The following is a 25572-nucleotide window of genomic DNA, read 5'->3' as shown; positions in this document are numbered from 1 at the left end:
ACCGCAGATGACAATGGATAGACGCAGATTCACGCAGATGAAAGGAGCAAAAGCACTAATTTTCCGCAAAAGCCGATCGCTCTTTAATCCAATCGAGTAAAATAGGATTGACCAATTCCGGCGCTTCATCCTGGGGACAATGGCCCACTCCCTCCAAAGGAATAAACTTTTCAACAGCCGGAAACTTTGCTAATTCTCGCCCCAAAGCGATCGGCTCCCAAGGGTCGTCCGTGCCCCACAAAATCAAAGCCCGACAGCTCAGACGCGGCAACAAATCCTCCGGTAGCGGCCCTTGAGAATAACTGATAAATGCCACAAATACTTCTACTGCGCCGCTGTCTTTGGCAGGTTCCAGCAGCATATTTACGAGTTCGTCGGTGACAGATTCAGGACGGTGATAAGCTTGCAAAAGCACTTTTTTTACTGTTTTTGGCGTTGCTAATTGTTTAAAAAATAATTGACTTATCCACTTGACATTTAAAATTTTTTGTGCGAGGGGGGCTCCAAAACTGCGATACCAAGGCAATTCGGCGCGTTTGCGATCGTGCAGCAAGCGCAGGGAACAATTGAGTAAAATGACGCCCTCAGCAATGTCGGGAAAATCCACAGCCGCTTGCATAATTGCCACACAGCCGATCGAATTTCCCACCAAAAAAGCCGGTCCGCCCGCAACTTCCCGACAAAAATCAGCAATTAGCTGTCCCCAAGTTTCAAAAGTATAGTCAATTTCAAGCTTGGGCTGGGGTTTAGCAGAACCGCCAAAACCGATGAGGTCGATCGCATAACAGCGGCAATCAGCAGCCAGCGCCGGCAAATTCTTGCGCCAGTGGCCCCAAGACGCACCAAAACCGTGGACAAACACCACCGCAGGCCCCTGGGAACCCGCAGCCTGGTAGCAAATCGGAAAGCCTTTCCACAACCAAGTTTGAGGTGCAGCAACTGTTGACGGAGTGGGAGTAGAAGATGTCATGGGATTTTAGATTTTAGATTTTAGATTTTAGATTTTAGATGAATGCAAGGCTGCAAAGGACTCAAGTCATTACTAAAAACCGTATCGCAATTCGAGGTAACCGCTAGGACATAAATCAATAGCCTTTTTTCCCTCGAACCTCAGCGCCCGAGCGCGCTCTCTGCGGTTAATTTCTCTTCCTTCTTCCTTATTCGTTCTGACTTTGCAGTTAGAGCCGATATTATGTCAGGATTAAAGATGCTGACTTCTTTGCCTTATTGAAATTTCCCTTATGCCAACGATCGTTTCCACTGCCGTCGTACCGTTTCTGGGGTCTGAAATTGTACCAGACTACGACACCGCCAAAGTAGTAATCTTACCAATTCCCTACGAAGCTACCACCACTTACCGCCGGGGGTGCGAAAACGGACCGGCGAAACTTCTAGAAGCTTCTCATCAACTCGAGTGCTACGACGAAGAACTAGATTCCGAAGTTTGCTACGATGTCGGAATTTATACAAAAGAGCCGATCGCCGATACTCGCAACAGTCAACGGGTTTCATCCTCAGAAATGCTGCGAGTCACCCAAGCCTCGGTCCACCAGCTAGTTACGGAAAATAAGTTTGTCATCTCCCTCGGAGGCGAACACAGCATCACTGCAGGGGTTGTCGAAGGTTATCGCCAAGCATACCCGGATGAACCTTTCACAGTCGTGCAAATCGACGCCCACGGCGACTTGCGGCACGAGTACGAAGGCTCGATCCACAACCACGCCTGCGTGATGCGGCGTATTGTAGATATGGGCTTACCGACACTGCAAATCGGGATTCGCGCTATCTGCAAAGAAGAAGCAGACTTGATTAAAGCAAAACAGCTAAACGTGATTCGAGCTAGGGAAATCGCTACTCAACCGGATTGGGCCGATCGGGCAATTGCCAGCATCACAACGGGGCGAGTATTTTTGACTATAGACTTAGACGGCATCGATCCGACTTTAATTCCAGGGGTGGGCACACCCGAACCGGGCGGGTTAAATTGGTATTCCCTCACCGGATTTTTGCGCCGCATCTTTGAGTCCTACGAAGTAATCGGGTGTGACATTATGGAATTAGCACCTGTTCTAGATTCTGTAGTCTCAGAATTTACCGCTGCCAAATTAGCATACAAACTTATTGGATATCAAGCTCTGGCTCAAGGTTGGCTAAAGCCAGACGAGGGATAAATCGCGCAGTACGAATCAAAATAGGCTGTTGGCAAGGCTAAAATTAAGCTAAAGCAAAAAACAGCCAATTTTATTCGCACTGACAGTTTCATCTTTCATGCTTGCAAAACTGCTCTTCACCTCCTCAAAAAATGAGTTTACTAATGGAAACAACAGGCACTCCCATTAACGGCTATGCTCCCGATTTTGAACTGCCGGGAGTTGACGAAGACGTTCACCATTTATCTCGATATTTAGAAAAATTTCGGGCGATTGCGGTGATATTTATGTGCAATCATTGCCCTTACGTGCATTTGTATCTCAATCGTATGAAAGAACTTCAAGCAGATTTTCAAGATCGAGATGTTACTTTAATCGGGATTAATGCAAACGATCCAAACCAGTATCCCGACGATAGTTTTGAGAACATGAAAATTTTTGCAGCCAACAATCAACTCAACTTCCCGTACATCCGAGATGTTGCTCAAGATGTGGCTGAAAGTTTTGGGGCTTCTAAAACGCCGGAGGTTTTTTTGTTAGACCAAGACGGCAGATTGCGCTATAAAGGTTTAATTGACGACAACGCCGACGATCCGGCGGTGGCGGTGTCTTATCTGCGGAGTGCGATCGACCAATTGCTCAAAAGCGAACCCGTAGAGCCTTCGAGTACAGAGGCCATCGGCTGTTCTATCAAGTGGCGATCGTAGTCATTAGTCAGGAGTCATCAGTCCTTAGAAGATGATAATCCTGGACTAATTATGTAGGTGCGCACTGCGCACCTTCTCGCTTTAAGTAGCGCCTAAGTTCTGTTAACGAACCGCTTTCGACGCGTTAGGCGAAGCCGCGCGTAAGCGAAGCGGCGCAAAGCAAGAAAGAGAAGAAGATAGTTTTATAGTGGTTTCGGAGTAACTCAAAATTAAAATTCAAAACTATTTTCGGTGAACTTAAAAAATACACCCATTCTCAATTTGATTTTCGCAGCCATCGCGGCGCTAGCACTGCTGATTGGTTGGAACTTATTTCAGAGCGTTTCTCCAGTCGCGACCGTGCAGCGCACGTCTTTAACTGTATCTGCTGCTATCAGTCTGTCGCCAGCCTTAGCAAAAATCAAGACTGTTTATCAAGGCAGCAATCCCAATGTGACTATTACTTATAATTTTGGTGCTTCCGGTGCTCTAGAGCAGCAAATTCAGCAAGGAGCCCCGGTAGATGTATTCTTGAGCGCCGCTACCAAACAAATGGATGCTTTGCAGCAAGCTAATTTGCTCCTTAACGAGACGCGCCGGAATTTGCTGACAAATCGCCTGGTTTTGATTACTCCTAAAAATGGCTTAGTTTTGAGCGATTTTAAACAGTTGACCGAGGCCAGAATTAAGAAAATTGCGATCGGCGAACCCAAGAGCGTACCTGTCGGACAATATGCTCAGGAAATGCTAAGTAAGCTGGGATTGTGGCAGCAAGTTTTACCAAAATTAGTGCTAGGAAATAACGTCCGCCAAGTGCTGACATTCGTCGAAAGCGGTAACGCTGATGCTGGCATAGTTTATGCGACTGATGCCAAAGCATCGCCAAAAGTCGCGGTACGCGCCACGGCTGCGACAAATTTGCACTCGCCAATAGTTTATCCCCTAGCAGTTATGAAAAGCAGCCGCAATCCTGCTGATGGTAAAGCGTTTGTTGAGTTTTTAGCGGGCGAGCGGGCTAAAATAGTATTTCAGAAATACGGATTTGGCATGGTGCGATAACTAACTAATTAGGGATTTTTTACCGCTGATGATGGCAGATAAGCGCTGATTAACGCGGATGTATTTATAGATGGAATTTGATTTTTCTCCGCTCTGGATATCTCTAAAATCCTCGGCTATTGCGACATTTATTACCTTTTTTATGGGAATAGCCGCTGCTCGGTGGATGCTTTTAACTCGCATTAGAGGTAAAGCTTTGATTGAAGGGATTTTCATTTCTCCCTTAGTTTTGCCGCCGACAGTAGTGGGGTTTTTGCTGCTGCTGCTGTTTGGGAGAAATGGGGCGATCGGTCAATTATTGCTACAATTCGACTTAACTATAATTTTCACTTGGCAAGCGGCCGCAATTACTGCCACAGTTGTATCCTTTCCCCTCATGTACAAAACTGCTTTGGGAGCTTTTGAGCAAATTGATGCCAATCTTCTCAACGCTGCTCGCACTTTGGGAGCGTCGGAGTGGCAAGTATTTTGGCGAATTATGTTGCCGCTAGCATGGCCGGGAATTTTAGCAGGAACTATTCTGGCATTTGCTCGCGCTTTGGGTGAGTTCGGCGCGACGCTGATGTTAGCGGGGAACATTCCCGGACAAACTCAAACTATCCCGATGGCAATTTATTTTGCTGTGGAAGCAGGGGATATGAGGCAAGCTGCTATTTGGGTTTTGATTATTCTTAGTCTTTCTTTGAGCGTGTTAACTGCTGTTAATTTTTGGAGTGATTTACAAAGGATATCGCCCCAACTAAATTCGAGCCAAAAACAGGAATCTAATTTTCCCAAAGCTGCCTCTTGTTTTACCACAAAGTCCACAACAAAACAACCGGAAAGCGGACTTTGTTTAAACATTTTTAAACCTCTCTCGGGCTTGGTCTTGGATGTTGGCTTCGATATCGGTCCGGAGGTCCTGGGAATTTTGGGCGCATCGGGTTCCGGCAAAAGCATGACTCTGCGCTGCATCGCTGGTTTGGAAACTCCCAGCAGCGGTAAAATTGCAGTCAACGGCAAGGTTTTATTTGACTCAGCACAGGGCATTAATGTACCTTCTAAGGACCGCCGCATCGGTTTTTTGTTCCAAAACTATGCTTTGTTTCCTCACCTGAGTGTTGCTCAAAATATTGCGTTTGGCTTGCAGCATTTATCTGATGGCGAGCAAAAACTTCGGGTAAAAGAACAACTAATTTCGGTGCAAATGTCGGGACTGGAAAACTGCTACCCGCACGAACTTTCGGGGGGCCAACAGCAGCGGGTGGCTTTGGCGAGGGCGATCGCCCCTTCTCCTGATTTGCTGCTGTTAGACGAACCGTTTTCTGCTTTGGACACTCACTTGCGCAGTCAACTGGAACGGGAGTTAATGCAGACTCTGGTTAATTATCGGGGAATTACTTTGTTTGTCAGCCACAATTTAGAGGAAGTTTACCGGGTGTGCAAAAATCTGTTGGTGTTGGCCGAGGGAAGGCCGATCGCCTTTGATACCAAAGAGAACATTTTCGATCGCCCTGGCAATTTCACTGTTGCCCTGTTGACTGGCTGTAAGAATTTCTCTGCAGCTAAACCGATCTCCGTAACTGTCGTCGAGGCGATCGACTGGGGCTGTACTCTGACTGTAGTCGAACCAATTCCCAAATCTCTAGTTTCTGTGGGAATTCGGGCTCATCAACTGAGTTTTGTTAGCGGGTGCGATCGCGAAAATACTTTTGCTTGTTGGATCGCCTCCACTGTGGAAACTCCGCACCGGGTGACATTATATCTCAAATTGCACTCGCCTCCCAATCATTCCCAAGATTATCACTTGCAAGCGGAAGTTTTTAAGGAAAAGTGGAGGGCTATGAAGGACAATCCTTTTCCCTGGTATGTTCAGATCGAGCCAATTAGGTTAATATTAATGGAGGCATGAGTTAACTAGCAATATACCGTTAACCGCCAACACTCAACAGTTAACAGTTAACCGCCAACACTCAACAGCTAAATACATCTTAACACAACATCAAATCATGACTCAAAAAGTTCAAAAAACCGAAGAAGAATGGAAGCAGCTCCTCACCCCAGAACAGTTCAAAGTCACCCGCAAAAAAGGGACAGAAAGAGCTTTTAGCGGCGAATATCACGACAACAAAAAAACCGGAATTTATAAGTGCATTTGCTGCGGCACAGAGCTATTTAAATCTGAAACAAAGTTCGATTCCGGTACCGGTTGGCCGAGTTTCTACGCTCCCGTTAGCGAAGAAAATGTCAAGTGTGAGCCGGATAACACCTTGTTCATGCGCCGCACGGAGGTACTGTGTGCTGTCTGTGACTCTCATCTCGGTCACGTATTTAACGACGGGCCCAAACCGACCGGTCAGCGTTACTGCATGAATTCTGCTGCTCTTAATTTCGTTCCCAAGGATTGAGTCTTTTAGGGGCCCCCTAAGAGTACCCACCCCACAAAAAATTAATCCGGTTGTGGAACAGGCTAGGAGGGCCGGTTCACCAACCTCCGCCCCGTCGCCAGAAACAAATTCTCTTGCAGCACAAGCCGGATGCCTGTTCCGGGCAATTGATGTTCAAAATGCACCTGTACTGGTATCTTATGGTGGAGGCAAACAGAGTAAAAAAATAGTGGCGGCATGGGGATGGTTTATCAGCGAGTTTTGCTGAAGCTCAGCGGTGAAGCGCTGATGGGCAGCTTGGGCTACGGCATCGATCCGATAGTCGTTCAGTCGATCGCCCAGGAAGTAGCCAAAGTCGTGTCCGAAGGTATTCAAATCGCTATTGTTGTCGGTGGCGGCAACATTTTTCGCGGGGTGAAAGCTGCTTCGGCAGGGATGGATCGGGCAACGGCTGATTATGTGGGCATGATTGCTACGGTGATGAATGCTATCACTTTGCAGGATGCCCTGGAACAAGTAGGAGTGCCAACCAGGGTGCAATCGGCGATCGCCATGCAAGAAGTAGCTGAACCCTACATCCGGCGGCGGGCGATTCGCCACCTCGAAAAAAAACGAGTAGTGATTTTTGGTGCCGGTTCTGGCAATCCTTTTTTTACTACGGATACAACAGCCGCTCTGCGGGCGGCTGAAATTGATGCAGAGGTGATTTTTAAAGCTACTAAGGTAGATGGGGTGTACGATTCTGACCCCCACCTCAACCCCAACGCGCGCAGGTATCAAACCCTCACCTACGGACACGTCTTGAATCAAGACTTGCGGGTGATGGACAGTACCGCGATCGCCCTTTGCAAAGAAAATAATATTCCTATTATGGTATTTGACCTCTCGGTGTCGGGCAACATCTACCGAGCTGTAATGGGAGAATCTATTGGAACCCTTGTCGGAGGTTTTTGTGAAGTTAGCTGATGCAGAAGATCATATGCAAAAGGCAGTTGAGGCTACTCAACGGTCTTTTAATACTATTCGGACGGGACGGGCAAACGCCTCCCTCCTCGATCGAGTCATGGTAGACTACTACGGCTCTCCAACTCCAATCAAATCCCTTGCCAATATCGGCACGCCGGATGCGACTACGATCACCGTTCAACCGTTCGATCGCACAGCACTCAACTCGATCGAAAAAGCGATTTCCCTGTCAGATGTAGGACTCGTGCCTAACAATGACGGTTCAGTTATTCGCTTGAACATTCCGCCGCTGACGAGCGACAGACGCCAAGAATTTGTCAAAATGGCCGGTAAGTTTGCTGAAGAAGGTAAAGTTGCAATTCGCAATATCCGCCGCGATGCCGTTGACTCGATTCGCAAGCAGGAAAAAAGCAGCGATATCTCTAAAGATGAATCGCGGGACTTGCAAGATAAAATTCAAAAGCTGACGGACAAGTACATTGCCAAAATAGAAGAAGTTCTGGCAGCGAAAGAGAAAGATATCACGACAGTTTAGGGAATGGGAAATTTGGCATGGGGAATAAGAATAGTTTTGAGATTGCCCAGAGCAGGCCGCTAACAACGCCCAGACGCTCGATGAGTTGTGATTTATGAGTTAAAAACTCAAGATTTAACACTTCAAGAGTTAGCAATTACCACTTACTAGTTCCCTGTTCCCCATAACCAATTACCCATAACCAAAAATGTTTGATGGCATGATTGTTGGTGCAGGCCCGGCAGGTAGCACAGCAGGTTATCACCGCGCAAAGCAGGGACGTTCTGTTTTGGTTCTAGAAAAAGCGTCTCTGCTTCGCAATAAACCTGGCGGCGGCGTTTCAGGGGCGATCGCCCAATTGCTCGATTTTGACCGGACGCCCGCTATTTCTCTGAAAGCTAACAAAATTACCTACACCTGGAAAATGCAAGACCCGGTGAAAGTTGAGATAAATTCGCCGTGGGCATCAAATTGCCGATTGCTACTGAGTCGAGCCGCAAAATTTTGTGCGGCGAACTGCGTTATGCCGATATCGCTAACCGCGCCCTTAAAAAGCTGATACCCTTTTAGAACGAAGTCCGAGGGAAGAAGGAATATTCTTAAATCCCAATTCCTTATAAAAAATAGTCGGAAAGCGGAAAACAAGCGTGGCTTTAGCCCTGAGATGTAAGCGACACGGGGGATTTTAATCCCCCGTGAATTTTTCTTAATTCTTAATATTTAAAGGCGGCGAAAGACCTTAAAATATACACAAGGAGGTGAGTGAGATTGCTAACAAACTATGTCTACAAGTTACGTCCTAATCAAACACAATTCTTAAAAATGTCTGTTTGGGTAGATATGTTGAGAAGCCACTATAATTGGTGTCTAAACCACAGAATTACCCAATATAATCAGCAGTTTATCCAAGGCGGTTACTGCGAGATCAAGACTTGTAGTGAAGTTTCACCGCTAACTTGCTTTGTTAGCAAAAATGGAGCAAGTGGCGAACCTTGGAAAGATTCAAAAGTAGACAAGGAAGGGAAAAACAAAAATCCCAGACGCAGTGCCAGCGATCTTCAAATCACGGCATTACCAAGTTTGAAAGCATCTCGCCCTTGGTATGCTGGAATAGATTCAACCGTTCTGCAACAAAATGTTAAACGGTTAGATGTTGCCTACAAAAACTTTTTTGAAGGTCGTGGGTTTCCCAAGTTTAAAAAACGCAGTAATTTTACATCCTTTACTTGCGTCATGGGCGTAAAAATACAAGGCAGTAAAATCTACTTGCCCAAAGTGGGATGGATGCGCTTTTACAATTCTCGCCCTATTCCCGATGGGTATGTCATCAAAGCCCCTACTGTTCGGAAAAGGCAAAATGGCTGGTATGTATCAATTAAAATTGAGGACAAAGAAGTTCCCAATTCAAGTGTTAAACCTCTGAGTGAAGTCAATAAAATTATTGGATGCGATCTAGGGATTATAAAACTGGTTCATCTATACGATGGGACTCAAATTGAAAACCCCAAATTTGGAACTAGCAAGAAGTTCAAGGGACTCTTAAAATTTAGACAGCGACGGGTTAACCGTAAAGTTAAAGGTAGTAAAACTCGCCAGAAAGCGGCAATAAGAGTTGGATGTTTGCATCAAAAAGCAACCAATAAGCGTGATGCTTACCAGTGGAAAGTTGCCAATCAAATTGCATCCAGAAATATTGATGCGATCGCCCTAGAGGACTTAAACATCTCTGGGATGATTCGTCGATGCAAAGTAAAAGTTGACGAAAAAAAACGATTTCTTAAGAATGGACAATCTCGTAAAAAAGGTTTGAATCGCGCAATCTCTGATTCAAGTTGGGGTAAGTTAACTTTAAAAAATGAGTATCTTGCTGCGAAGCAAGGAAAGATTGTGATTAAAGTTAATCCCAAATACTCTAGCCAAGAATGCAGGAAATGTAAACACATTGACAAGTCAAATCGAGACAACGAAAAATTCATTTGTACTCAATGGGGTCACAGCTCACACGCCGATATTGGCGCTGCAAAAACCATCAGAGATAGAGCATCGGAAATGGTAGGTGCGGACTGTGCGGAACCGAGTGCTAGACACTCAAACGCCCAAAAGGTATCACCACGCTCACAGAACAAACGTGGTGAGGCAAGGGAACCTGAAAATTCAGGATATTAAGGTTGCAAAATCTTAAGAATCGAGCGTGGCTTTAGGCCTGAGAGTGTCAAAGAATCAATCTCAAATACTCCGGGAGGCAAAAAGTGGTTTGACACGTTACTAAGAGCGCGGTAAGGTGCTTGAGGCGCACCCTGAATAATTACATTCTACCTAAATCCTGTAAAATATAAAATCTCAAATCTAATGATAATTTATTTTTATAAAGTAGAGGAGCCTTACGGCTGCTTTTCCAATTTTTCACTCCACGAGATTAGTCTGCACGGTCAAGATTGGTTGACTGTGGAACATTACTATCAAGCCCAAAAATTTGTCAGCACTGATGAAAGATTAGTGGCGACAATTCGAGCCGTACCGACTCCTCAAGAAGCCGCCAAATTAGGTCGCGATCCGAACCACCGGATTCGCGCTGATTGGGAAGCAGTGAAAATTCCTATTATGCGCGAAGCAGTTTTAACTAAGTTTCTCGCTCATACAGACATTCAAGCTATTCTCCTCGCCACAGGGGAGCAAGTGATTGTCGAGGATTCGCCAACCGATTACTACTGGGGGTGCGGCTGCGACCGAACCGGTCAAAATCATTTGGGTAAAATTCTGATGAGCGTGCGTCAGGAAATTCGTCAGCGCCTTGCACCCTGATAGAAACTAAAATTCTTTCGTTAATTATCATTATATGAAGTTATACAACAAATGTCAAGTTATCCTAACAATCAATAATTTTGATAGTAAGAGTTTAATATTGCGAGAAATTTATAAGAGGATTAAAATAATAATTATTATTTGCTTAAGTCGCTCTGCAGGTTGAAGGCAAGGACTCAAGCGGCGCGATCGCAGATTTTCCTTACCCCAGCGCGCCAAATGTGATACCCCGTAGTCTCTCACCAGTGCGCCACAGATTAACTGTACAGATCGGTTGAGTTCAAAACTCAGGCTGATTCAGCCTGAGTGCGATCGCTCCAACAGCACATCAAAACTTCTTATTATCATTGTTTAATTACAAAAGGAGATTTATGCAATTCACAGAAAGTACGCAAGAATTACATCATAAACTAGACAGAGAAGTTTTGGTGCGGCGGATAACTGAACGCATCCGCCAATCTCTAGAATTAGAAGATATTTTAACCAGTACGGTAGCCGAAGTGCGGTCTTTTTTGAAAACAGATCGCATTAAGATTTACAGGTTTAGTGCCGACGGGAGTGGAGAAGTTGTTGCTGAGTCAATTAATAACAACCGTCTCCCTTCCTTGAAAGGACTGCACTTTCCAGCAGACGACATTCCCGCGCGCGCCAGAGAGATGTATGTGAGTATGCGCCAGCGGACAATCATAGATGTTAACTCCGGGACGATCGTCCTGAGTCCCCTCGATGCTGCAGACACCGGTCAACCTTTAGTAAATCAAGAGATCCAGTACCGTCAACTCGATGCTTGCCACACAGCTTACCTGATGGCCATGGGAGTGCAATCTTCCTTAGTCGTGCCGATTTTGCACCGCAGCAGCGCGTCCCAAAACAGCAAAACACATATCTGCGATGCCCCGACGTGCGTGACTCGATACGATCCAGGAAACAATCAAAAAATTCACATCGAACTGTGGGGGCTGTTAGTGTCTCACCACTCTACCCCCCTCAATATTTCACCAGCAGATTTAGAAGTAGTTCAGCTAGTATCAGATCAATTGTCTAGCGCTATCGCCCACGCCCTCCTCCTCCAACAAACCCGCTCTCAAGCCGCCCGGGAAGCTACCGTGAGCCGCATAGCAGCCCTGTTGTACGGTCACGCCAACATTCAACTGCAACAAGGTTTAGAAGCCACCGTCACCGCTTTGGGCGGCAGCGGCGGCAGACTCTATCTCAATCCCCCGAACATCAACGGTGAAAAGTTATCGGTTCCCAAGATCGATCGAGCATTTTCCATAGCCAAGGCCCAAACTGATGCTACCTTTGAACTGTTCGCCACAGGAGAACAACCGACCCTTCCAGACTGGGAAATAGTCAAGGAGATCGAAGCTCATCCCCTCTGGCAGCAATGGCTAACCAAAGGATTCAAAAATACCGAAGAAATTTTCACATTACCAATTATTAATAATTCTCAATTTCCACTTTGGATAATTACAGACTTATACAAAGAACCTCTATTTAGAGTCTTAGTTCCAGGTTTCCAAGCTACTAAAATTAGGGGTTTGCTGGTAATTCCGATCCACTACCAACAACAAGTAATCGGCTGTTTAACCATTTTTCGCAATGAAATTGATACCGAAAAAATGTGGGCGGGGCGCTTTGATAGCAGCGCTGCACAAAGGCTTCCCAGACAATCCTTTGAAGTCTGGCGAGAAATCAAAAAAGGTCAGTCGCCGGAGTGGAAGTGGGAGGAGATCGAGCAAGCTTTAGCTATAGGCAGCCAATTTTGTGCGGCAATTGGGCAGTACGTTCTTTATAAAGAAGTGCAAGCCCTAAATGCCAACTTGGAGCGCCAAGTTCAAGAACGCACCGCCCAATTGCAAAAATCCTTGGACTTTGCTCAAGTATTGACGCGAGTTAGAGACCAGATTCGCAGCACCTTGGATTTGAAAATCATACTGCAAACTATTGTGCGAGAAGTCAGAGTTTTGTTGGATACCGATCGCACGGTAATCTACCAATTTGCCCCAGGCAAACAGGGCGAGGTAGTTGTCGAAGCTGTTTGCGGCCAGTGGCAGTCAATTTTAGGTATCAAAACCCCACAAGCATTCTTTGTCGAAGGCTCAGACTCCTTTTATCGATCCGGACGGGTGCGAGCAATTAATGATATTTATACTGATGATTTAACACCCTCTCACCGCGAATTTTTGGAAGATTTGCAGGTGAGAGGAAGTTTAATTGTGCCCCTGATGGGCAAAGATTCCCAATTGTGGGGGTTGCTGATTGCCCATGAGTGTTCCGGGCCGAGAGTTTGGCAAACGGCAGAACAGGAATTGCTGCAACATTTAGCGGCTCAAGCCGCGATCGCCATTCACCAAGCAGAACTTTATCAAGAAAGTCTCAATGCAGCAACTGCCGATCGAGTAAAAGCCGAACAGCTAGCTAAAACCATCATAGAACTGCACAATACCCAAGCCCAACTCATTCAAACCGAGAAAATGTCCACTCTCGGACAACTGGTGGCAGGAGTCGCCCACGAAATCAATAACCCCGTTAACTTTATCTACGGCAATCTGTCCCACGCCAGCGAATACACCAAAGATTTGCTCTGCTTGGTGGAACTCTACCGCCAGCACTACCCCAATCCCCACCCAGAAATTCGCGAGTGTTCCGAAGAAATCGACATCGAATTCCTTACCGAAGATTTGCCCAAAATTTTGGGTTCCATGAAAATCGGAGTAGAGCGCATCCGCCAGTTAGTTGTATCTTTGCGCAATTTTTCCAGAAGCGATCAAGCTCAAAAGAAAGGCGTAGACATTCACGAAGGCATCGAGAGTACCCTGTTGATTTTGCAGCACCGGATCAAAGCCCAGTCCGATCGCGACACGGTGAAAATCATCAAAGAATACGGCAATTTGCCCTTAGTAGAATGCTATGCCAGCTCGCTCAATCAGGTATTTATGAATCTGATCGGCAATGCCGTTGACGCCCTAGAAATGGGAAAAAGAGAGCGAGTTATGAATGCCTCCTCCCTCGGGGTAAGTGCAGCAGCGACATATTCAATATCCCAAAAATCGGCTATCGAGCCAGTAGAGATAAATGGAAGCACCGAGTTTTTGATTCCTGATTTCCCATACCCTTGCATTCGGATTCGCACCCAATTAATCGATGAAAAAACTGTCGGAATTTGCATTGCCGACAACGGTCACGGCATCCCCAAAGAGTTAATATCTCACATATTTAATCCGTTTTTTACTACTAAACCCGTCGGTCAGGGCACGGGTTTAGGGCTGTCTATCAGTTACCAAATTGTAGTTGAGAAACACCAAGGGGTACTGAAATGTGTTTCTCTACCTGGTCAGGGTACAGAATTCTGGATCGAGATTCCGCTGAATTAAGTAGAACAACCTAAAAAAACAAGACACCCAGATACCCGACTTCTTTGATAATTCGGGTAATTAACCGCGAGCGGGTTTTACGTCAAGGAATTATTTTCTCTTCATTGCAGAGAGATATAATTCGATACACAAAAGCTTTTAGCTCTGGACAAGCTTCAATCGCAATCATCAAATCGTTGTTTTTCAAAATAGCCTTTCCATCACTCACTTTGTCATAGTCTTTTCTGCATTTTCCTGTTCTAAAAATTTCCTTAATCCAATAGGAAGGTGGCTTTTGATGATTCACTGTTTCAGGCGAACCCGAACCGCTAGGAGCAGAAAGGTTGTGTTTCGCTAGCTTCTGGATAGTAGTCCAGTAGGGAAGAAGCCATGCTTCAAAATCATGTGATGCTGTGTGAGGATAGAATTGTGGGTTGTTATCTACCCATGTCATCCTTTTCTCTTTAGCATCATTGGCATCTTTAAAGTGCTGCTTTCCCGTATAAACGTCTGTAAGTGCAATTACAGCATCATAGCCATCATTATCGAGGAGATTTTCAACAAGACGCTTGAGGTCCCTTTCCTTGGGAATTCCACCATCTTGTGGTATAAAGCGGAGTTTGGGCATTTTTTGTAAACGGCTTTGCAGAAACTCACGAAGCTTCTCTCTAAATGCCATTTCAGTAGCACCTTCAACCAAAATAGCAATTTTCATGGGCGGCCACCCATTATATTCATTGCCCAAAGCTGGTCAAGACTGTAATCTTCTAACCATTTATCCAGATTAAAAGTGTCACCCCACGTCATTTTTGCCTCACCTTCTTCTAGGTCACAGACCAAAACTTCGCTTGGCTTAAGAAATCTGATGAGTCTATCTGAGTGTGTTGCAACTATCAGTTGAGTGTGTTTTGAAGCTTCTCTCATTAGATAAACTAAGTGTCTTAAGAGTTCGGGATGCAGGCTAACTTCTGGTTCATCTAGCAACGTGACGGTTGTTAAAGTTTGACTTTGAAGCAGGGCAACCAACCAGAGGAAACGCAGCGTTCCCTCTGATAACTCATGGACATAGAAAGGCTGAGGAAAATTTCTATCTGTCCAAGTCATAGACATAATCCCTGCGGCAACCGGAGGAAAGTTTAATCGCTCGAAATCTGGAAAGGCAGCAGAAATGATATTTTCAACCATTTCAAAACGGTCGCGATCGGTCTCCCGAAGGTCATAAAGACAGGAAACCAGGTTTTCACCGCTGGCTCCCGGCAATTTTGCAGGGCGCATTGCTTGAGGTAGACGGATTGGACTTTTCTCTGAAACATCGAGTGCTCCATAATATGTGCAAGAAGCAAGGCTCTTTCTCAGGTTCTCAGGTTCGCGATACATTTTAGGAACTTGAGAAAGCGATGTTTCAAGAGGATTGTGCTCCCAACTCGGTCTTACAAATCCTCTGCTTTCTTCTTGAGAATATTTAATATCCAAACCTTGTGATTCAATATACTTGAATTGTTCAGCTCGGTTGGGATTTCTCTGCTGTGTTAAAGATTCGTCTCTAACTTCATAAGATAAACCTTTGGGTGACAATGTTAAGCTGTACTTCAAAGGTTGTTCCTTTGGCACTTGCATTGAAATTTTTATTTCAAGTTCTTGTACTTTACCTCTCGTCAAAATTTCATTCAAGCCGCCTTTAAGTTGCAATAAATTCTGTAAATTTCCACTTGCTGAAGCGGCTAGTATTGAAATAACATCTAAAAAAGAAGTTTTTCCTGCTCCGTTGGCACCAATCATGACGATGAGATTTCTCATCTCAAGCTCAATATTTTGAAAACGCCTAAAACCCCTTACTGATATATTTTCAAATCTATTCATATTCCGTCTTTAAATAGTGAAACTAGCCTAGACACATATCGAGACTAGGCTAAGTATACCTGCCTTACAGAGATTAAGGTTTTAGTAAAGCCAGAGGGGTGTATGAAACGCTCTGCATCGCTTGGGTTGGCGCAGCATGAAAAGTCGTTGGAGCAGGCCGTTTACAAGTCTTTAAGGCAAGATCAACTTCACCAGAACAGAACCGATCGAGCCCAGAAGACTCATAAAGTTGCCACCGCCGCCCGTGCGGGGTTCCGTAGGCTTTTGGCGCGCTACAATTGCTTCGGCTAACTGCTTTGACAATTCCTGACCTTGGGGATTTCCTTGAGCGGCAAAGAGTTGGTTTGCTCTTGCAGCGTCTTGAGCCGCGCCGGCGAAGTCTCCCAAGTCAGCGCGAGACATACTGCGCGCAAAATAAACGGCGGCTAAATCCGATTTCTGATTCAGGGCTTGATTGTAATAATCAATGGCGTTTCTGTAGTTTCCCGCTTGAGCTTCCAGCACTCCCAACCGGTAGAAGTCTTCAGCGGTGCCGATATTACTTGGCATTCCTCTAACTCCGAGCAGTTGCGCGTTAGTTAAATTCGCGTTGAGCAAATTGGCGCCGCTGAGATAGGCACTTCTCAAGTCAGCACCGCTGAGGTTCGCACCGCTGAGGTTTGCCCCCGTCAGGTTGACGCCAAACAGGCTGGTGCCGCTGAGGTTGGCACCGCTGAGGTCAGCCCCGGTGAGGTTGGCTCGGCTGAGGTTAGCCAACCTCAAGTCAGCACCTTTGAGATTGGCTCCTGTTAAATTGGCTAAAACTAAGCCTGCACTGCTGAGGTCGCAGTTGGGGCACTCTCGGGTGGCTAGTAATTGTTGCGTGTGTTGGATGTTCTCGGCGGGTGCAGGAGCGATCGGGGCGATCGCGCTTAGCAGCAGCGTTGCAGCAGCGAGGATTCTGAGTTTCATTTTAACCGTCCCAAATCCAAAATATTAATTCTAAAATAGCTTTTATCGAAGCAATTAAAAATCACCATAACACGAGTTAATCAACAAATCCTTTCGCTCGCCGTATGTAGGGGTTATGCGCCCCATAAGCACCCTACATTGAAGCGATCGGCTTTACTTTAGTGTCAAATAAACCTTTCGCTGCCAATAAATTAGGGTAACGAAAAGCTCATTACCCTTTAGGCGCGGTTCTGGCAAACCATAAAATTTAATACTTGACACTCCTCGCCCTGAAGGCACGAGGATTCTTAAGACATTTCGATCTTAATATCCCTAGTAATAGGGTTCCCAGGCTGACCACGGAAAGCACATAGGTGTGTAGTCATATCTCAAGAGTGAATGTTTTGGCCGTTGACTTTCCCCCAGTCCGGGGGTAGGTTTTTAAATCTTGTCCGATCTGCTTATTCTACCATATTCATTTGTTGAGATGGAGGTGTTATTTTACTTAAAAATGGAAAAAGCCGCCCTACAAGGACGGGGTTTTAAACCCAATCTTCTGATAAATTAGTCGTGGATCGTGCCGTCAGGCATCGTTGTCCCTTTAAGATATACTCCGCTCAGGTTGACTTTTGTAAGGTTTGCTCCCAACAGGTTTGCGCCGCTTAAGTCTGACGCACTTAAAATCGCTTCTGTCAAGTCTGCCCTAATTAGGCTCGCCCCCATTAAGTCGGCTCCGCTAAGGTCTACTTTGCTCAAGTTTGCCCCAATTAAATCGCATTCTGTGAGCACCGCCCTACGCAAATTTACTCCGTAAAGATTTACTCCGTGCAAGTCTGCACGGGAGAGTATTGCCCGAGATATGTTGGCTCCAATTAAAGTTGCTTGTATCAGAGAAGCTCCGCTCAAGTCTGCTTTGCTGAGGTTCGCTCCCATCAACTCAGCTCTATGCAAGTTAGCTTCAGCTAAAAGTGCTTCTGTGAGATCCGCTCCACCTAAGTCGGCTTTGCTCAAATTTGTCTTGCACAAGTTGGCTTTGCCAAAGTTGACTCTATTGAGTTTCGCTTTGCTGAGATTGGCTCCAATCAGGTCGGCTTCATACAGATTGGCTCCAATCAATTCTGCGTCGTAGAGGTACACCTCGTGCAGGTAGACCCCGCTAAAATTTCTTTCTCCTATTGCGTATAGCTTCAGCAGTTCGTCAACGTTCATTGTGGCTTCTCTACACCTTTTAAATGAAGAATACTGTCAGTAAGCTTGTTGCACCGGATTTTCTGCCATTTTAGATTTTAGGTTCTGAAAGATTCACACCCAGCGCGAGACTTCCCTCAATCTGCAAGGTTTGAGTATAAATTAGATTGTTTGGGAAGGGTTAAGGACAAAACTGCATTCTCTTTTCCCCTCGGTTAAAAATTCACATTTAAAAATTTAACAACAATTTCGATCGCACTTCCTCACTAAATTCCCAAGATTTTAGGTGGAAAGTGCGATCGAAGTCATAACTTTTTGTGAGTAGTTGAACTTACTGAGTATTAGTGTGACCACGATCACTAAGTCATGTTAGTAGTATCACAGAGAAACCACCTTTTCGATCACAGTAAGCGGGAAAAAATAGCCGATAGTGGTACTGTAATGCTGGAAAATTGACAATGCCATCCTCAGCGTGTTTTACTCAACTGACGATAAACCAAGTAGTTTCACAGATACTTGCCCGCTTGCTGTGAATGTCGGTTGCAACGTCACTCGGCGCTACCCGCTGCGGCTGATGAGAGTGTTGATGTATCAGGATTTCTGGCACAGCGAAAGCCAGAAATTCACTTCTGTGAGTAGGGAATGTCTGTATAAAAAAGCGCTCGCTGGTGTAAAGACCAAGCCTGTTTGCTACCACCTAGTCCACGACCCAGGTCTAAAGACACGCTCGCTTCGGGCCTTTGACTTAAACCACAGTTGACCAGACTCAATAACTTGGGTACTACGTTAACGGTAAGAGTTTAAGACCTACCCAGGAATGCTCACCTAGTTCCTGGAATCGCGAAATCTAGGATTAAACAGATTTATGGGGTTAAATCAGTCTCCTAGAGAGAGTACCGGCCGTAGACTTTGGCGCAAGCTAACATCACCCCTCTCAATTAGGCTCGAAAGAACAAAGATTGTGCGTGAGCGGGTTGCTCCATTCTCCATGGTAATTGTCAAGAGTGAAAGTGCATTACATTCATTACACCTTTTCTAGCAATCCCCGTGTAATGCAAAAATTCACGGCGGTTGAAACCGCCCGCGTCGTTTATCGGGCGGGCCCAATGCAGGGACCCTCGTTTCACACTTACCGAATTTTTTTATGACTAAAAATCGCCCATACGTTCGTAAAAATTACCAATAAATACCAGGAAAACCATGCTAGATATTTAACAATAAGAGAATAAATGGTATTCCTTAAAAGTCACCTATGCCAGCTAATGTTACAGTCGAGCGGTTAACGGCTATCAATATTAGCAATGACCCTTGTCCATCAAATAAAAAACTGACCCATAAACCTGGTTTTTTTCCCAAAAACTTCGTTGCAACCCTTGCTCCAGGTTAAAATAATCGGGTTTCTGATCGTCAGAGTGCGTCCAGGAATGAAAAAGTTTAATGAGAGCGCTTTTGTATTGCTTCATGGCAAACAAAAGCCGAGCATTTAGGAGAGGAGCGGATTTTGCTCCCTTGTCAAACAAAGGTATTGTAGAACGCGAATCGTGAGGAAATTGACATGGCTGGAGTATGTAAACTTAGCATCACAGAGACAAGTGAAGAACTAAAAAACCTGTTAACTGAACAAAAAACAGCAAGCGGCTTTCAAAAAATTCAAGCACTTTACCTGTTCAAAATTTGTCATGTTAAGACAGTTAAAGAATTGGCAATGACGATCGGGGTAAACCGCATTACAGTGCAGCGGTGGCTGAGAAAGTACCGCTCTTACGGACTCGAAGGACTCCTCGAAACAAAGCACAGCGGCGGCCGCAAGCCGGCCATTCCTCCTCTGGCCCGCGCTAGTTTGGCAATGCGCCTCAGCGACCCTCAGAAAGGCTTTAAAAGCTATGGAGAAATTCAAGAGTGGTTGCAGCAGGAATACAACATTGAGGCTTCCTATAAAGCCGTTTACGCAACAGTCAGATACCACCTAAAAGCCAAGCTGACGAAAGTCTAGACACTTCATACCAAGTCGGATTAATCCCCGATTATCTAATGGTTTGCAGTCAGCTTTTGAAGCTTTTGAGGAGTTTCTTCGTCACGATAAACCTGACTCATTCTTTTTGAACAACACTCGCTCTCATAAACTGCGAAGCATATACAGCGTATCCCTGGTTTATGAAGCAGCTTTAGACACGGCCGGGCAAGAGTGTCCCTGGGATTAAGCGATAGGCGGGTGTACTTCATAAACCTGCAATCTGCTGTAAATTAGATGTTGCGATGATTGGGGTGAGGGAGAGAAAATTTGACGCTTTTCCCCTGTTTGTGAAAGATGCTTAAAAAAGGCGCCAGAAATCATAACTTGCAAGTTTTGTCTAATTTGCAGGTTGTGTTATATCGATTTAAAAATTGGCAACGGCTAAGGTAAAAACCGATCCAAAGCCGCTTTCAACTCTTCTATTTCCGTATCAATATTGCCTTCTTTCGCGGCTCGGGCGATGCACTCACTTAAATGTTCGTCAAGAATTATTCTCGCTACGCGATCGAGCGCTCCTCGAACCGCAGCAACTTGCACGAGGACTTCGGGACAGGGACGGTTTTCTTGGACCATTGTTTTAATGCCGCGGACGTGTCCCTCAATCCGAGACAAGCGATTGACCAGCCGTCGCATCGATTCTTCATCGTGATGGTGAGGGTGGGCTGATTTATCGCCGTGATGGTGGTGGGAATTTGAGGGCAAGGATTTGTCAGTAGAAGTATCAGATATAATCATTGGGGTTACGAGGGAAATTTTTAAAAGTTTGAATTCAGAATATTTTCGAGTAGGTTTTAACTGGTAGCTGGCACCGCGCTCGATCGGCTTTTTAAGGGCGGGTTAGAAGAGTCCTGCCCGCAAGAAAATTGAGTTTTTGTGGAAAAGCCCGAAAGCCTGGGCTTGCAAATGGTGCAAAATGTGGATTTTAATATGTGCGGACATTTGTACTATATCACTGTTGCCAGGGACTCGCCGCCAGCATTGCTTGTCCATGGCTTTGCTGAACCAGTCCGTTCAGAAGTGCGATCGAACGACTTTACCTCATCCTAGTTTCTACGGTTCGAGAGCGACGCAGAAACCCGGTTTCTGGCCTCGTCGTTCGTTTTCCCAACTTGACCGCTTATTTTTTCCGATAAATGGCTTGGCCTGCGGTTTGCTGAAGTATTTTGGTCATCGCTCGATCCTTGTTCAGGCAAATAACCCATGTTTGGTTAGGCAAAGCTAGTTCAGTCATAAGTTTCTTTAGCAAGTTGGGTTCTGCCTCTTCTGATTCGATGAATCCGCGACGACGTATAATCCCTAAAACGTAGAAGGGCTTTTCAGGGAAGTATTGCAGGGTTTTGCGTACCAGATAGGCTTCCTTGACAAGAGGGTAGCGCGAGAGTTGTTCGACGAGCTTTGCTTGAGCCGATGCAGTCAGATCGTGAGACTCGAAGCGATCGCGGGCGGATATACTAGAACGCTCTTGCTGCGCTAGACTGATTTCTTCATCATCATTAGTAGGAACTGCATTTGGTTCTCCACTCCTGGGAAGGTTTTGAGTCACTGCCTCGTGGAATTTATTGTACTGGCTAAGAGAAAGCACGCCCTGGGCGACTTGCTTCAGTTTCGGGTTGCCGTTGAGATCCTTAGAAATAGAACTTACAGTCAAGATCGGATCGCTGAACTTACAGCACGGACAGCGTTGCACGTAAACTTCCAAATTAGCAGGATGGATTCCTTGTAAGGGGTCGAGCAATTTTCCAGCTTCACCGAATCGATCGTTTTGAAGCAGATTCAAGAAATTTTCAGAGCATTGGGGATTGACAATGCCAATATGTTCCGGGCGTTTATACCACTGGTCCCCGTTTTCGCAGAAAGGGTTTTTAGCAGTAGAGTAGGCGATCGCACCGATCGTAACATCGATTATCGCCAACTCAATCAGCCAGTAAATCCAAGTACCCGTCTCACCCAAATTGGTGGTTTCTGTAGCGTTTAAGCGACCGATACTTACTCCTTGCTGGGCATTGTGCTTTAAATATCCCACAAAACCTTTAGAGCCTGTTTTTTCTTGCAGGAAGGTATCGATAATATTGTTGGATTGGTTGCCACTTGCCGCCTCCAGTTCTTTTGTTATTTGCTCGGAAACCGACTGCTTAAACTGCCAGTATCCTGCACCATGCAGCGCTCCATACATGAGCAGTCCAGTTAGTAGCCCAAAAAGGGTGGCGATCGCCGGATTTCTTACCTTTCCTTGGCGGATTGCTACAACCATTACTTTACCCCCTGTAAATCCCATGGCAAAGGGAAAGACAACAATCAGGTAAGCTACTGATAAAGAGATCAGATGTGTAAGTCCGCCTATAGCAAGACCACCAATCACCGAGGATAGCAACAGCCATTTAAGCCCGTTACTCGTCACTTTGTTGCTGGGTTCATAAGGTTTCATAGTTTTTGCCTATTTTAAATTGGCTGGTCAATCGATTTTAGATTTTAGATTTTAGATTTTAGATTGACGCCACGGATAAATGCTCTTTCTTGAGGATTTTAGATTTTAGATGTGGGATTGATTCCACGGATAAATCGGGGGGCTTGTACCACCTTTGAAATTCGATTGTCAAGTAGAAAGATGCACCTCAATAACAACTAAAATTTAATACCAACTTAGCTTAAAATTTAAAGAGACAATCTATTCTAACTCTTACTTTACCCATTATCTGTTAGCCCCGGTCTTATCGGAACCGAAGGTATAGGTCAGCGAGCGATCGTAAAATATAGCCTTTCTCAGTAAGATGAGGTACTATCTGACCCAGGGGCATAGGACCCACTGGCATAGGGCATAGGGCAGACCTCACCACATTTGAGAACCGCTATATTATAGGTATTTGAAAGTCTTGCTTTACATGACTTGTAGACGCGGTTGAGGTTTTACCCATCTTATTAGCTTAGAATGGTGAGTCTCGCTTTGCTCAACCTACGTTTGATTATTAAAATATGTTTAGGAGCTAGCTCGCGATCGAATATTCAATCCCTGCGACAACACCTGCACCCAATTAACTCAGCTTGACAAAGAGCGACACTATGAGACTGTTCAAATTTTCTCGCCCCGCACCCCGAATCGCAGTTCGCCTGTTAACCCTAATTTTAGCAATTACGATCGCCCTAAATGCTTGGACAATAAGCCCTGCACCAGCTTCTGCCACTGACATCAAGTCCTCGCCAAACTTTCGGGAACAGCTCAAAACAGCCCTGCCGAAAGTACAGTTCCAGAGTTCCCCAGCCACCCCCCCGAATCCGCAACTGTTAGCGCTGCGCGGCCCGGAACTCCCGGCGGATACGGGCAGTTTTGTGACGGCTGCAGTCGATCGAGTCGGGCCGGCAGTTGTTCGCATTGATACCGAGCGCACTGTCAGCCGCAACATCGATCCCTTAATGGAAGACCCCTTTTTCCGCAGATTTTTGGGAGAAGATTTGCGCAGCATGACCCCCAGACAAGAACGCTTGCGCGGTCAAGGTTCCGGCTTCATTATTGACAAAAGCGGGATTGTTTTAACCAATGCTCACGTAGTTGACAAAGCCGATCGAGTGACTGTCACCTTAAACGACGGCAGGACATTTCCAGGAGAAGTCCAAGGTACTGACGAAGTAACAGATTTGGCTGTTGTCAAAATTAATACCAAGCAATTAAACCTGCCGACGGCCACCTTGGGAGATTCCGACGCGGTGAAAGTGGGAGATTGGGCGATCGCCGTGGGCAACCCCCTGGGATTTGACAACACCGTCACCTTGGGCATTATCAGCACCCTCAAACGCTCCAGTGCAGCCGTCGGCATTCCCGACAAGCGGCTCGATTTCATTCAAACCGACGCGGCCATCAATCCCGGCAATTCCGGCGGCCCCCTGTTAAACAGCAGAGGAGAAGTGATTGGCATCAACACGGCGATTCGAGCCGACGCAATGGGTATTGGCTTTGCGATTCCGATCGACAAAGCCAAGGCCATCTACGCGCAGTTAGCCAAGGGAGAACAAGTCAGCCATCCGTTTTTGGGGATTCAGATGATTGCTTTAACTCCTGAAATGGCCAGAGAGAATAATTCTGACCCCAATGCTCCTTTGATTGTGCCGGAAGTGAAAGGGGTGTTAGTGATGCGAGTTGTGCCAAATACGCCTGCTGAGGAAGCAGGGGTTCGCAAGGGGGATGTCATCGTTCAAATTGACGGCGAGGCAGTGACTGAACCCGAACAGTTGCAAAATTTGGTGGAAAACAGCAAAATCGGTCAAATTCTGCAACTGAAGGTGCGCCGCGGTGCCCAGATTAAAGAAGTTCCGGTTAAAACTGCTCAACTGAGGGATTTTTAACTAGAAGGAGAAGGGGGGACATCGTTAAAACCCCCCCCTCGACTCGATCGCCTGCTGCCCATAAAAATTGTTCACAAATGAAATAGGATTGCTATCATAAATGATTTAAATTCACTCAACTATGACCGAATATTGCATCTACTTTTAACTCAAATGCTGATGTAAAAGGCCCTCGCCCTTCAGTCTAGAGCGTACTACAACCGCTTGGGATCAAATCCGCGCTTCCTCGGAATTACAAAGTTGAGTCAAGTGGTAACCAGATGTATCTTCGCTCTCTCAGCGCACTTTTGTGTTTATCGACTCATAGTCAACTGTCAAAGGTCAACAAAGAAAACTATTGAGCGACTTAAATAAGGATGGCTGTCTAACTATTTAATTCACAGAGTAAAACGCCCAAGCATGGGGATGACGCTGGCAAGTATGTAGAGTCATACGCTCGTTTGTAACAGTTGCGTAAGTCATCAGAAATTAAAGTATATTGGTCATAATCAATAGACAGCCAAGAAAAAAATTAGGGAGAATTTAGTGATGACCTCTGTGGAGCTTCAAAAAAAAGCCATAACTGAAGAAGAGGTGGCAAAGTTATGGGAAGCGTTCAAAGTATTTGACGGGGACACCAGCGGTGCTATTTCATCAGAAGAACTCGGTCAAGTGATGCGATCGCTAGGCCAGAGTCCTAACGAAACCGAGCTGCGCGACATGATTAAGGAAGTGGACGTAGACTTGTCTGGCAGTATCGATTTTGAGGAATTCAAAATGCTGATGGTGTCCCAGCAAGGCGATCGCCAGAGTCGTCTCAAAATGGCATTTAGTGTATTTGATGAAAACGGTAGCGGTCAAATCACCAGAGACGAGCTGCACGGCGTGATGAGCCAGTTTGGGCTGACAGACCAAGAACTCGATGAGATCATCAAAGAGGTAGACCATGACGGCGATGCCTCAATTGACTTTAAGGAATTCTGCAAACTCGTACCCGATGAGTCAGAGATCGCAACAGGATATCAAGACTCGCCGGTTCCGCTTGTCAGTAGACAGACAACCGAGATTTCAGATAGTACAGCCGCTGCGATCGCAAGTACAGCAACTGCTGTCAACGAGGCAGCTTCTGCCACTATTGAACCTAATCTACAAGAAGCACCCACCGATAGCAATCCAGAAATAGCGCGGCTAAAAGAACTGCTCGCCCAACACCCACAAGGTGAGAAGAAGCGCGGTACTTCCCGCTTGCAGATGCAGATTGGTTTGTTTCGTCTGATCCAAGGGGCAGCCTACCGCAGCTTCCGCGAGAGTTTTTCCGCCAACCACGAGACTCACCTGCGCGTGAGAAACTTGCCCTACAGAATCGT

21 protein-coding genes and 2 pseudogenes are annotated in these 25572 nt (G+C 45.8%); 16 read left to right on the top strand and 7 right to left on the bottom strand.

Annotation, left to right across the window (positions count from 1 at the left end; all coding sequences use genetic code 11):
- Positions 1–55: 55 nt before the first annotated feature.
- The gene (locus QUB56_RS06125) at positions 56–970 is read right to left on the bottom strand and encodes an alpha/beta fold hydrolase (protein ID WP_332954080.1); all 915 of its coding nucleotides are present in this window, start codon (positions 968–970) and stop codon (positions 56–58) included.
- A 271-nt stretch (positions 971–1241) separates the two neighbouring features.
- Between QUB56_RS06125 and speB the strand changes: the two genes are divergently transcribed.
- The 12 genes and pseudogenes from speB (at position 1242) to QUB56_RS06070 (ending at position 13920) form a co-directional block, all read left to right on the top strand.
- Positions 1242–2171 carry an agmatinase gene (speB, locus tag QUB56_RS06120; protein ID WP_332954078.1) on the top strand — a complete coding sequence of 310 codons (930 nt, stop codon included), beginning with the start codon at positions 1242–1244 and terminating at the stop codon, positions 2169–2171.
- 131 nt (positions 2172–2302) lie between these two features.
- Entirely contained in the window at positions 2303–2857 is a 555-nt protein-coding gene (locus QUB56_RS06115; protein ID WP_332954076.1) for a thioredoxin family protein, read from the top strand.
- Between the two features lie 231 nt (positions 2858–3088).
- Positions 3089–3895, top strand: coding sequence for a molybdate ABC transporter substrate-binding protein (gene modA / locus QUB56_RS06110; RefSeq protein ID WP_332954074.1), 807 nt, complete (start codon positions 3089–3091; stop codon positions 3893–3895).
- Positions 3896–3965: 70 nt separating this feature from the next.
- Positions 3966–4598: pseudogene (modB, locus tag QUB56_RS37140) on the top strand (molybdate ABC transporter permease subunit); the annotation flags it as partial.
- Positions 4599–4832: 234 nt separating this feature from the next.
- Positions 4833–5232: pseudogene (locus tag QUB56_RS37135) on the top strand (sulfate/molybdate ABC transporter ATP-binding protein); the annotation flags it as partial.
- 651 nt (positions 5233–5883) lie between these two features.
- The gene (msrB, locus tag QUB56_RS06100) at positions 5884–6282 is read left to right on the top strand and encodes a peptide-methionine (R)-S-oxide reductase MsrB (protein ID WP_332954070.1); all 399 of its coding nucleotides are present in this window, start codon (positions 5884–5886) and stop codon (positions 6280–6282) included.
- Between the two features lie 216 nt (positions 6283–6498).
- Positions 6499–7227, top strand: coding sequence for a UMP kinase (gene pyrH, locus QUB56_RS06095; RefSeq protein ID WP_216670679.1), 729 nt, complete (start codon positions 6499–6501; stop codon positions 7225–7227).
- A complete protein-coding gene (frr, locus tag QUB56_RS06090; protein ID WP_332954068.1) occupies positions 7214–7762 on the top strand; it encodes a ribosome recycling factor in 549 nt (182 codons plus the stop codon). The genes pyrH and frr overlap by 14 nt, the downstream gene beginning before the upstream one ends.
- 187 nt (positions 7763–7949) lie before the next feature.
- A complete protein-coding gene (locus QUB56_RS06085) occupies positions 7950–8300 on the top strand; it encodes an NAD(P)-binding protein (RefSeq protein WP_445243315.1) in 351 nt (116 codons plus the stop codon).
- A gap of 203 nt (positions 8301–8503) precedes the next feature.
- On the top strand, positions 8504–9907 hold the full coding sequence (locus tag QUB56_RS06080; protein WP_445243314.1) for an RNA-guided endonuclease InsQ/TnpB family protein: 1404 nt from the start codon (positions 8504–8506) through the stop codon (positions 9905–9907).
- A gap of 183 nt (positions 9908–10090) precedes the next feature.
- Positions 10091–10543 (top strand): NADAR family protein, encoded by a 453-nt coding sequence (locus QUB56_RS06075; RefSeq protein ID WP_332954066.1) that lies wholly within the window; start codon positions 10091–10093, stop codon positions 10541–10543.
- Between the two features lie 371 nt (positions 10544–10914).
- The gene (locus QUB56_RS06070) at positions 10915–13920 is read left to right on the top strand and encodes a GAF domain-containing protein (protein WP_332954064.1); all 3006 of its coding nucleotides are present in this window, start codon (positions 10915–10917) and stop codon (positions 13918–13920) included.
- A gap of 82 nt (positions 13921–14002) precedes the next feature.
- Here the strand turns inward: QUB56_RS06070 and QUB56_RS06065 are convergent, their stop codons facing one another.
- The 4 genes from QUB56_RS06065 to QUB56_RS06050 all read right to left on the bottom strand — a co-directional run bounded on the left by QUB56_RS06065 (position 14003) and on the right by QUB56_RS06050 (position 17898).
- A complete protein-coding gene (locus QUB56_RS06065) occupies positions 14003–14614 on the bottom strand; it encodes a DUF4276 family protein (protein WP_332954063.1) in 612 nt (203 codons plus the stop codon).
- Positions 14611–15759 carry an AAA family ATPase gene (locus QUB56_RS06060; RefSeq protein ID WP_332954062.1) on the bottom strand — a complete coding sequence of 383 codons (1149 nt, stop codon included), beginning with the start codon at positions 15757–15759 and terminating at the stop codon, positions 14611–14613. The genes QUB56_RS06065 and QUB56_RS06060 overlap by 4 nt, the downstream gene beginning before the upstream one ends.
- Before the next feature lie 171 nt (positions 15760–15930).
- The gene (locus QUB56_RS06055; RefSeq protein ID WP_332954060.1) at positions 15931–16710 is read right to left on the bottom strand and encodes a pentapeptide repeat-containing protein; all 780 of its coding nucleotides are present in this window, start codon (positions 16708–16710) and stop codon (positions 15931–15933) included.
- 543 nt (positions 16711–17253) lie between these two features.
- Complete coding sequence (locus QUB56_RS06050; protein ID WP_332954059.1) at positions 17254–17898, bottom strand: pentapeptide repeat-containing protein; 645 nt, start codon at positions 17896–17898, stop codon at positions 17254–17256.
- Positions 17899–19432: 1534 nt separating this feature from the next.
- On the opposite strand from QUB56_RS06050, the gene QUB56_RS06045 reads away from it, so the two are divergent.
- Positions 19433–19870, top strand: a complete 438-nt coding sequence (locus tag QUB56_RS06045) for a helix-turn-helix domain-containing protein (RefSeq protein ID WP_332946063.1) — start codon at positions 19433–19435, stop codon at positions 19868–19870.
- Positions 19871–20272: 402 nt separating this feature from the next.
- Here the strand turns inward: QUB56_RS06045 and QUB56_RS06040 are convergent, their stop codons facing one another.
- On the bottom strand, positions 20273–20626 hold the full coding sequence (locus QUB56_RS06040) for a metal-sensitive transcriptional regulator (RefSeq protein ID WP_332954057.1): 354 nt from the start codon (positions 20624–20626) through the stop codon (positions 20273–20275).
- 138 nt (positions 20627–20764) lie between these two features.
- On the opposite strand from QUB56_RS06040, the gene QUB56_RS06035 reads away from it, so the two are divergent.
- Positions 20765–20938, top strand: a complete 174-nt coding sequence (locus tag QUB56_RS06035; RefSeq protein ID WP_332954055.1) for a hypothetical protein — start codon at positions 20765–20767, stop codon at positions 20936–20938.
- Positions 20939–21008: 70 nt separating this feature from the next.
- Here the strand turns inward: QUB56_RS06035 and QUB56_RS06030 are convergent, their stop codons facing one another.
- A complete protein-coding gene (locus tag QUB56_RS06030) occupies positions 21009–22316 on the bottom strand; it encodes a hypothetical protein (protein WP_332954053.1) in 1308 nt (435 codons plus the stop codon).
- Between the two features lie 632 nt (positions 22317–22948).
- On the opposite strand from QUB56_RS06030, the gene QUB56_RS06025 reads away from it, so the two are divergent.
- The gene (locus QUB56_RS06025) at positions 22949–24226 is read left to right on the top strand and encodes an HhoA/HhoB/HtrA family serine endopeptidase (protein WP_332954052.1); all 1278 of its coding nucleotides are present in this window, start codon (positions 22949–22951) and stop codon (positions 24224–24226) included.
- A 528-nt stretch (positions 24227–24754) separates the two neighbouring features.
- On the top strand, positions 24755–25572 hold an 818-nt coding region (locus tag QUB56_RS06020), incomplete at its 3' end, for an EF-hand domain-containing protein (RefSeq protein WP_332954050.1).

The organism is Microcoleus sp. AR_TQ3_B6, from assembly GCF_036702785.1.
Lineage (GTDB): Bacteria > Cyanobacteriota > Cyanobacteriia > Cyanobacteriales > Microcoleaceae > Microcoleus.
The sequence above is the reverse complement of the archived record's forward strand: the minus strand, read 5'-3'. Positions and strand labels throughout refer to the sequence as shown.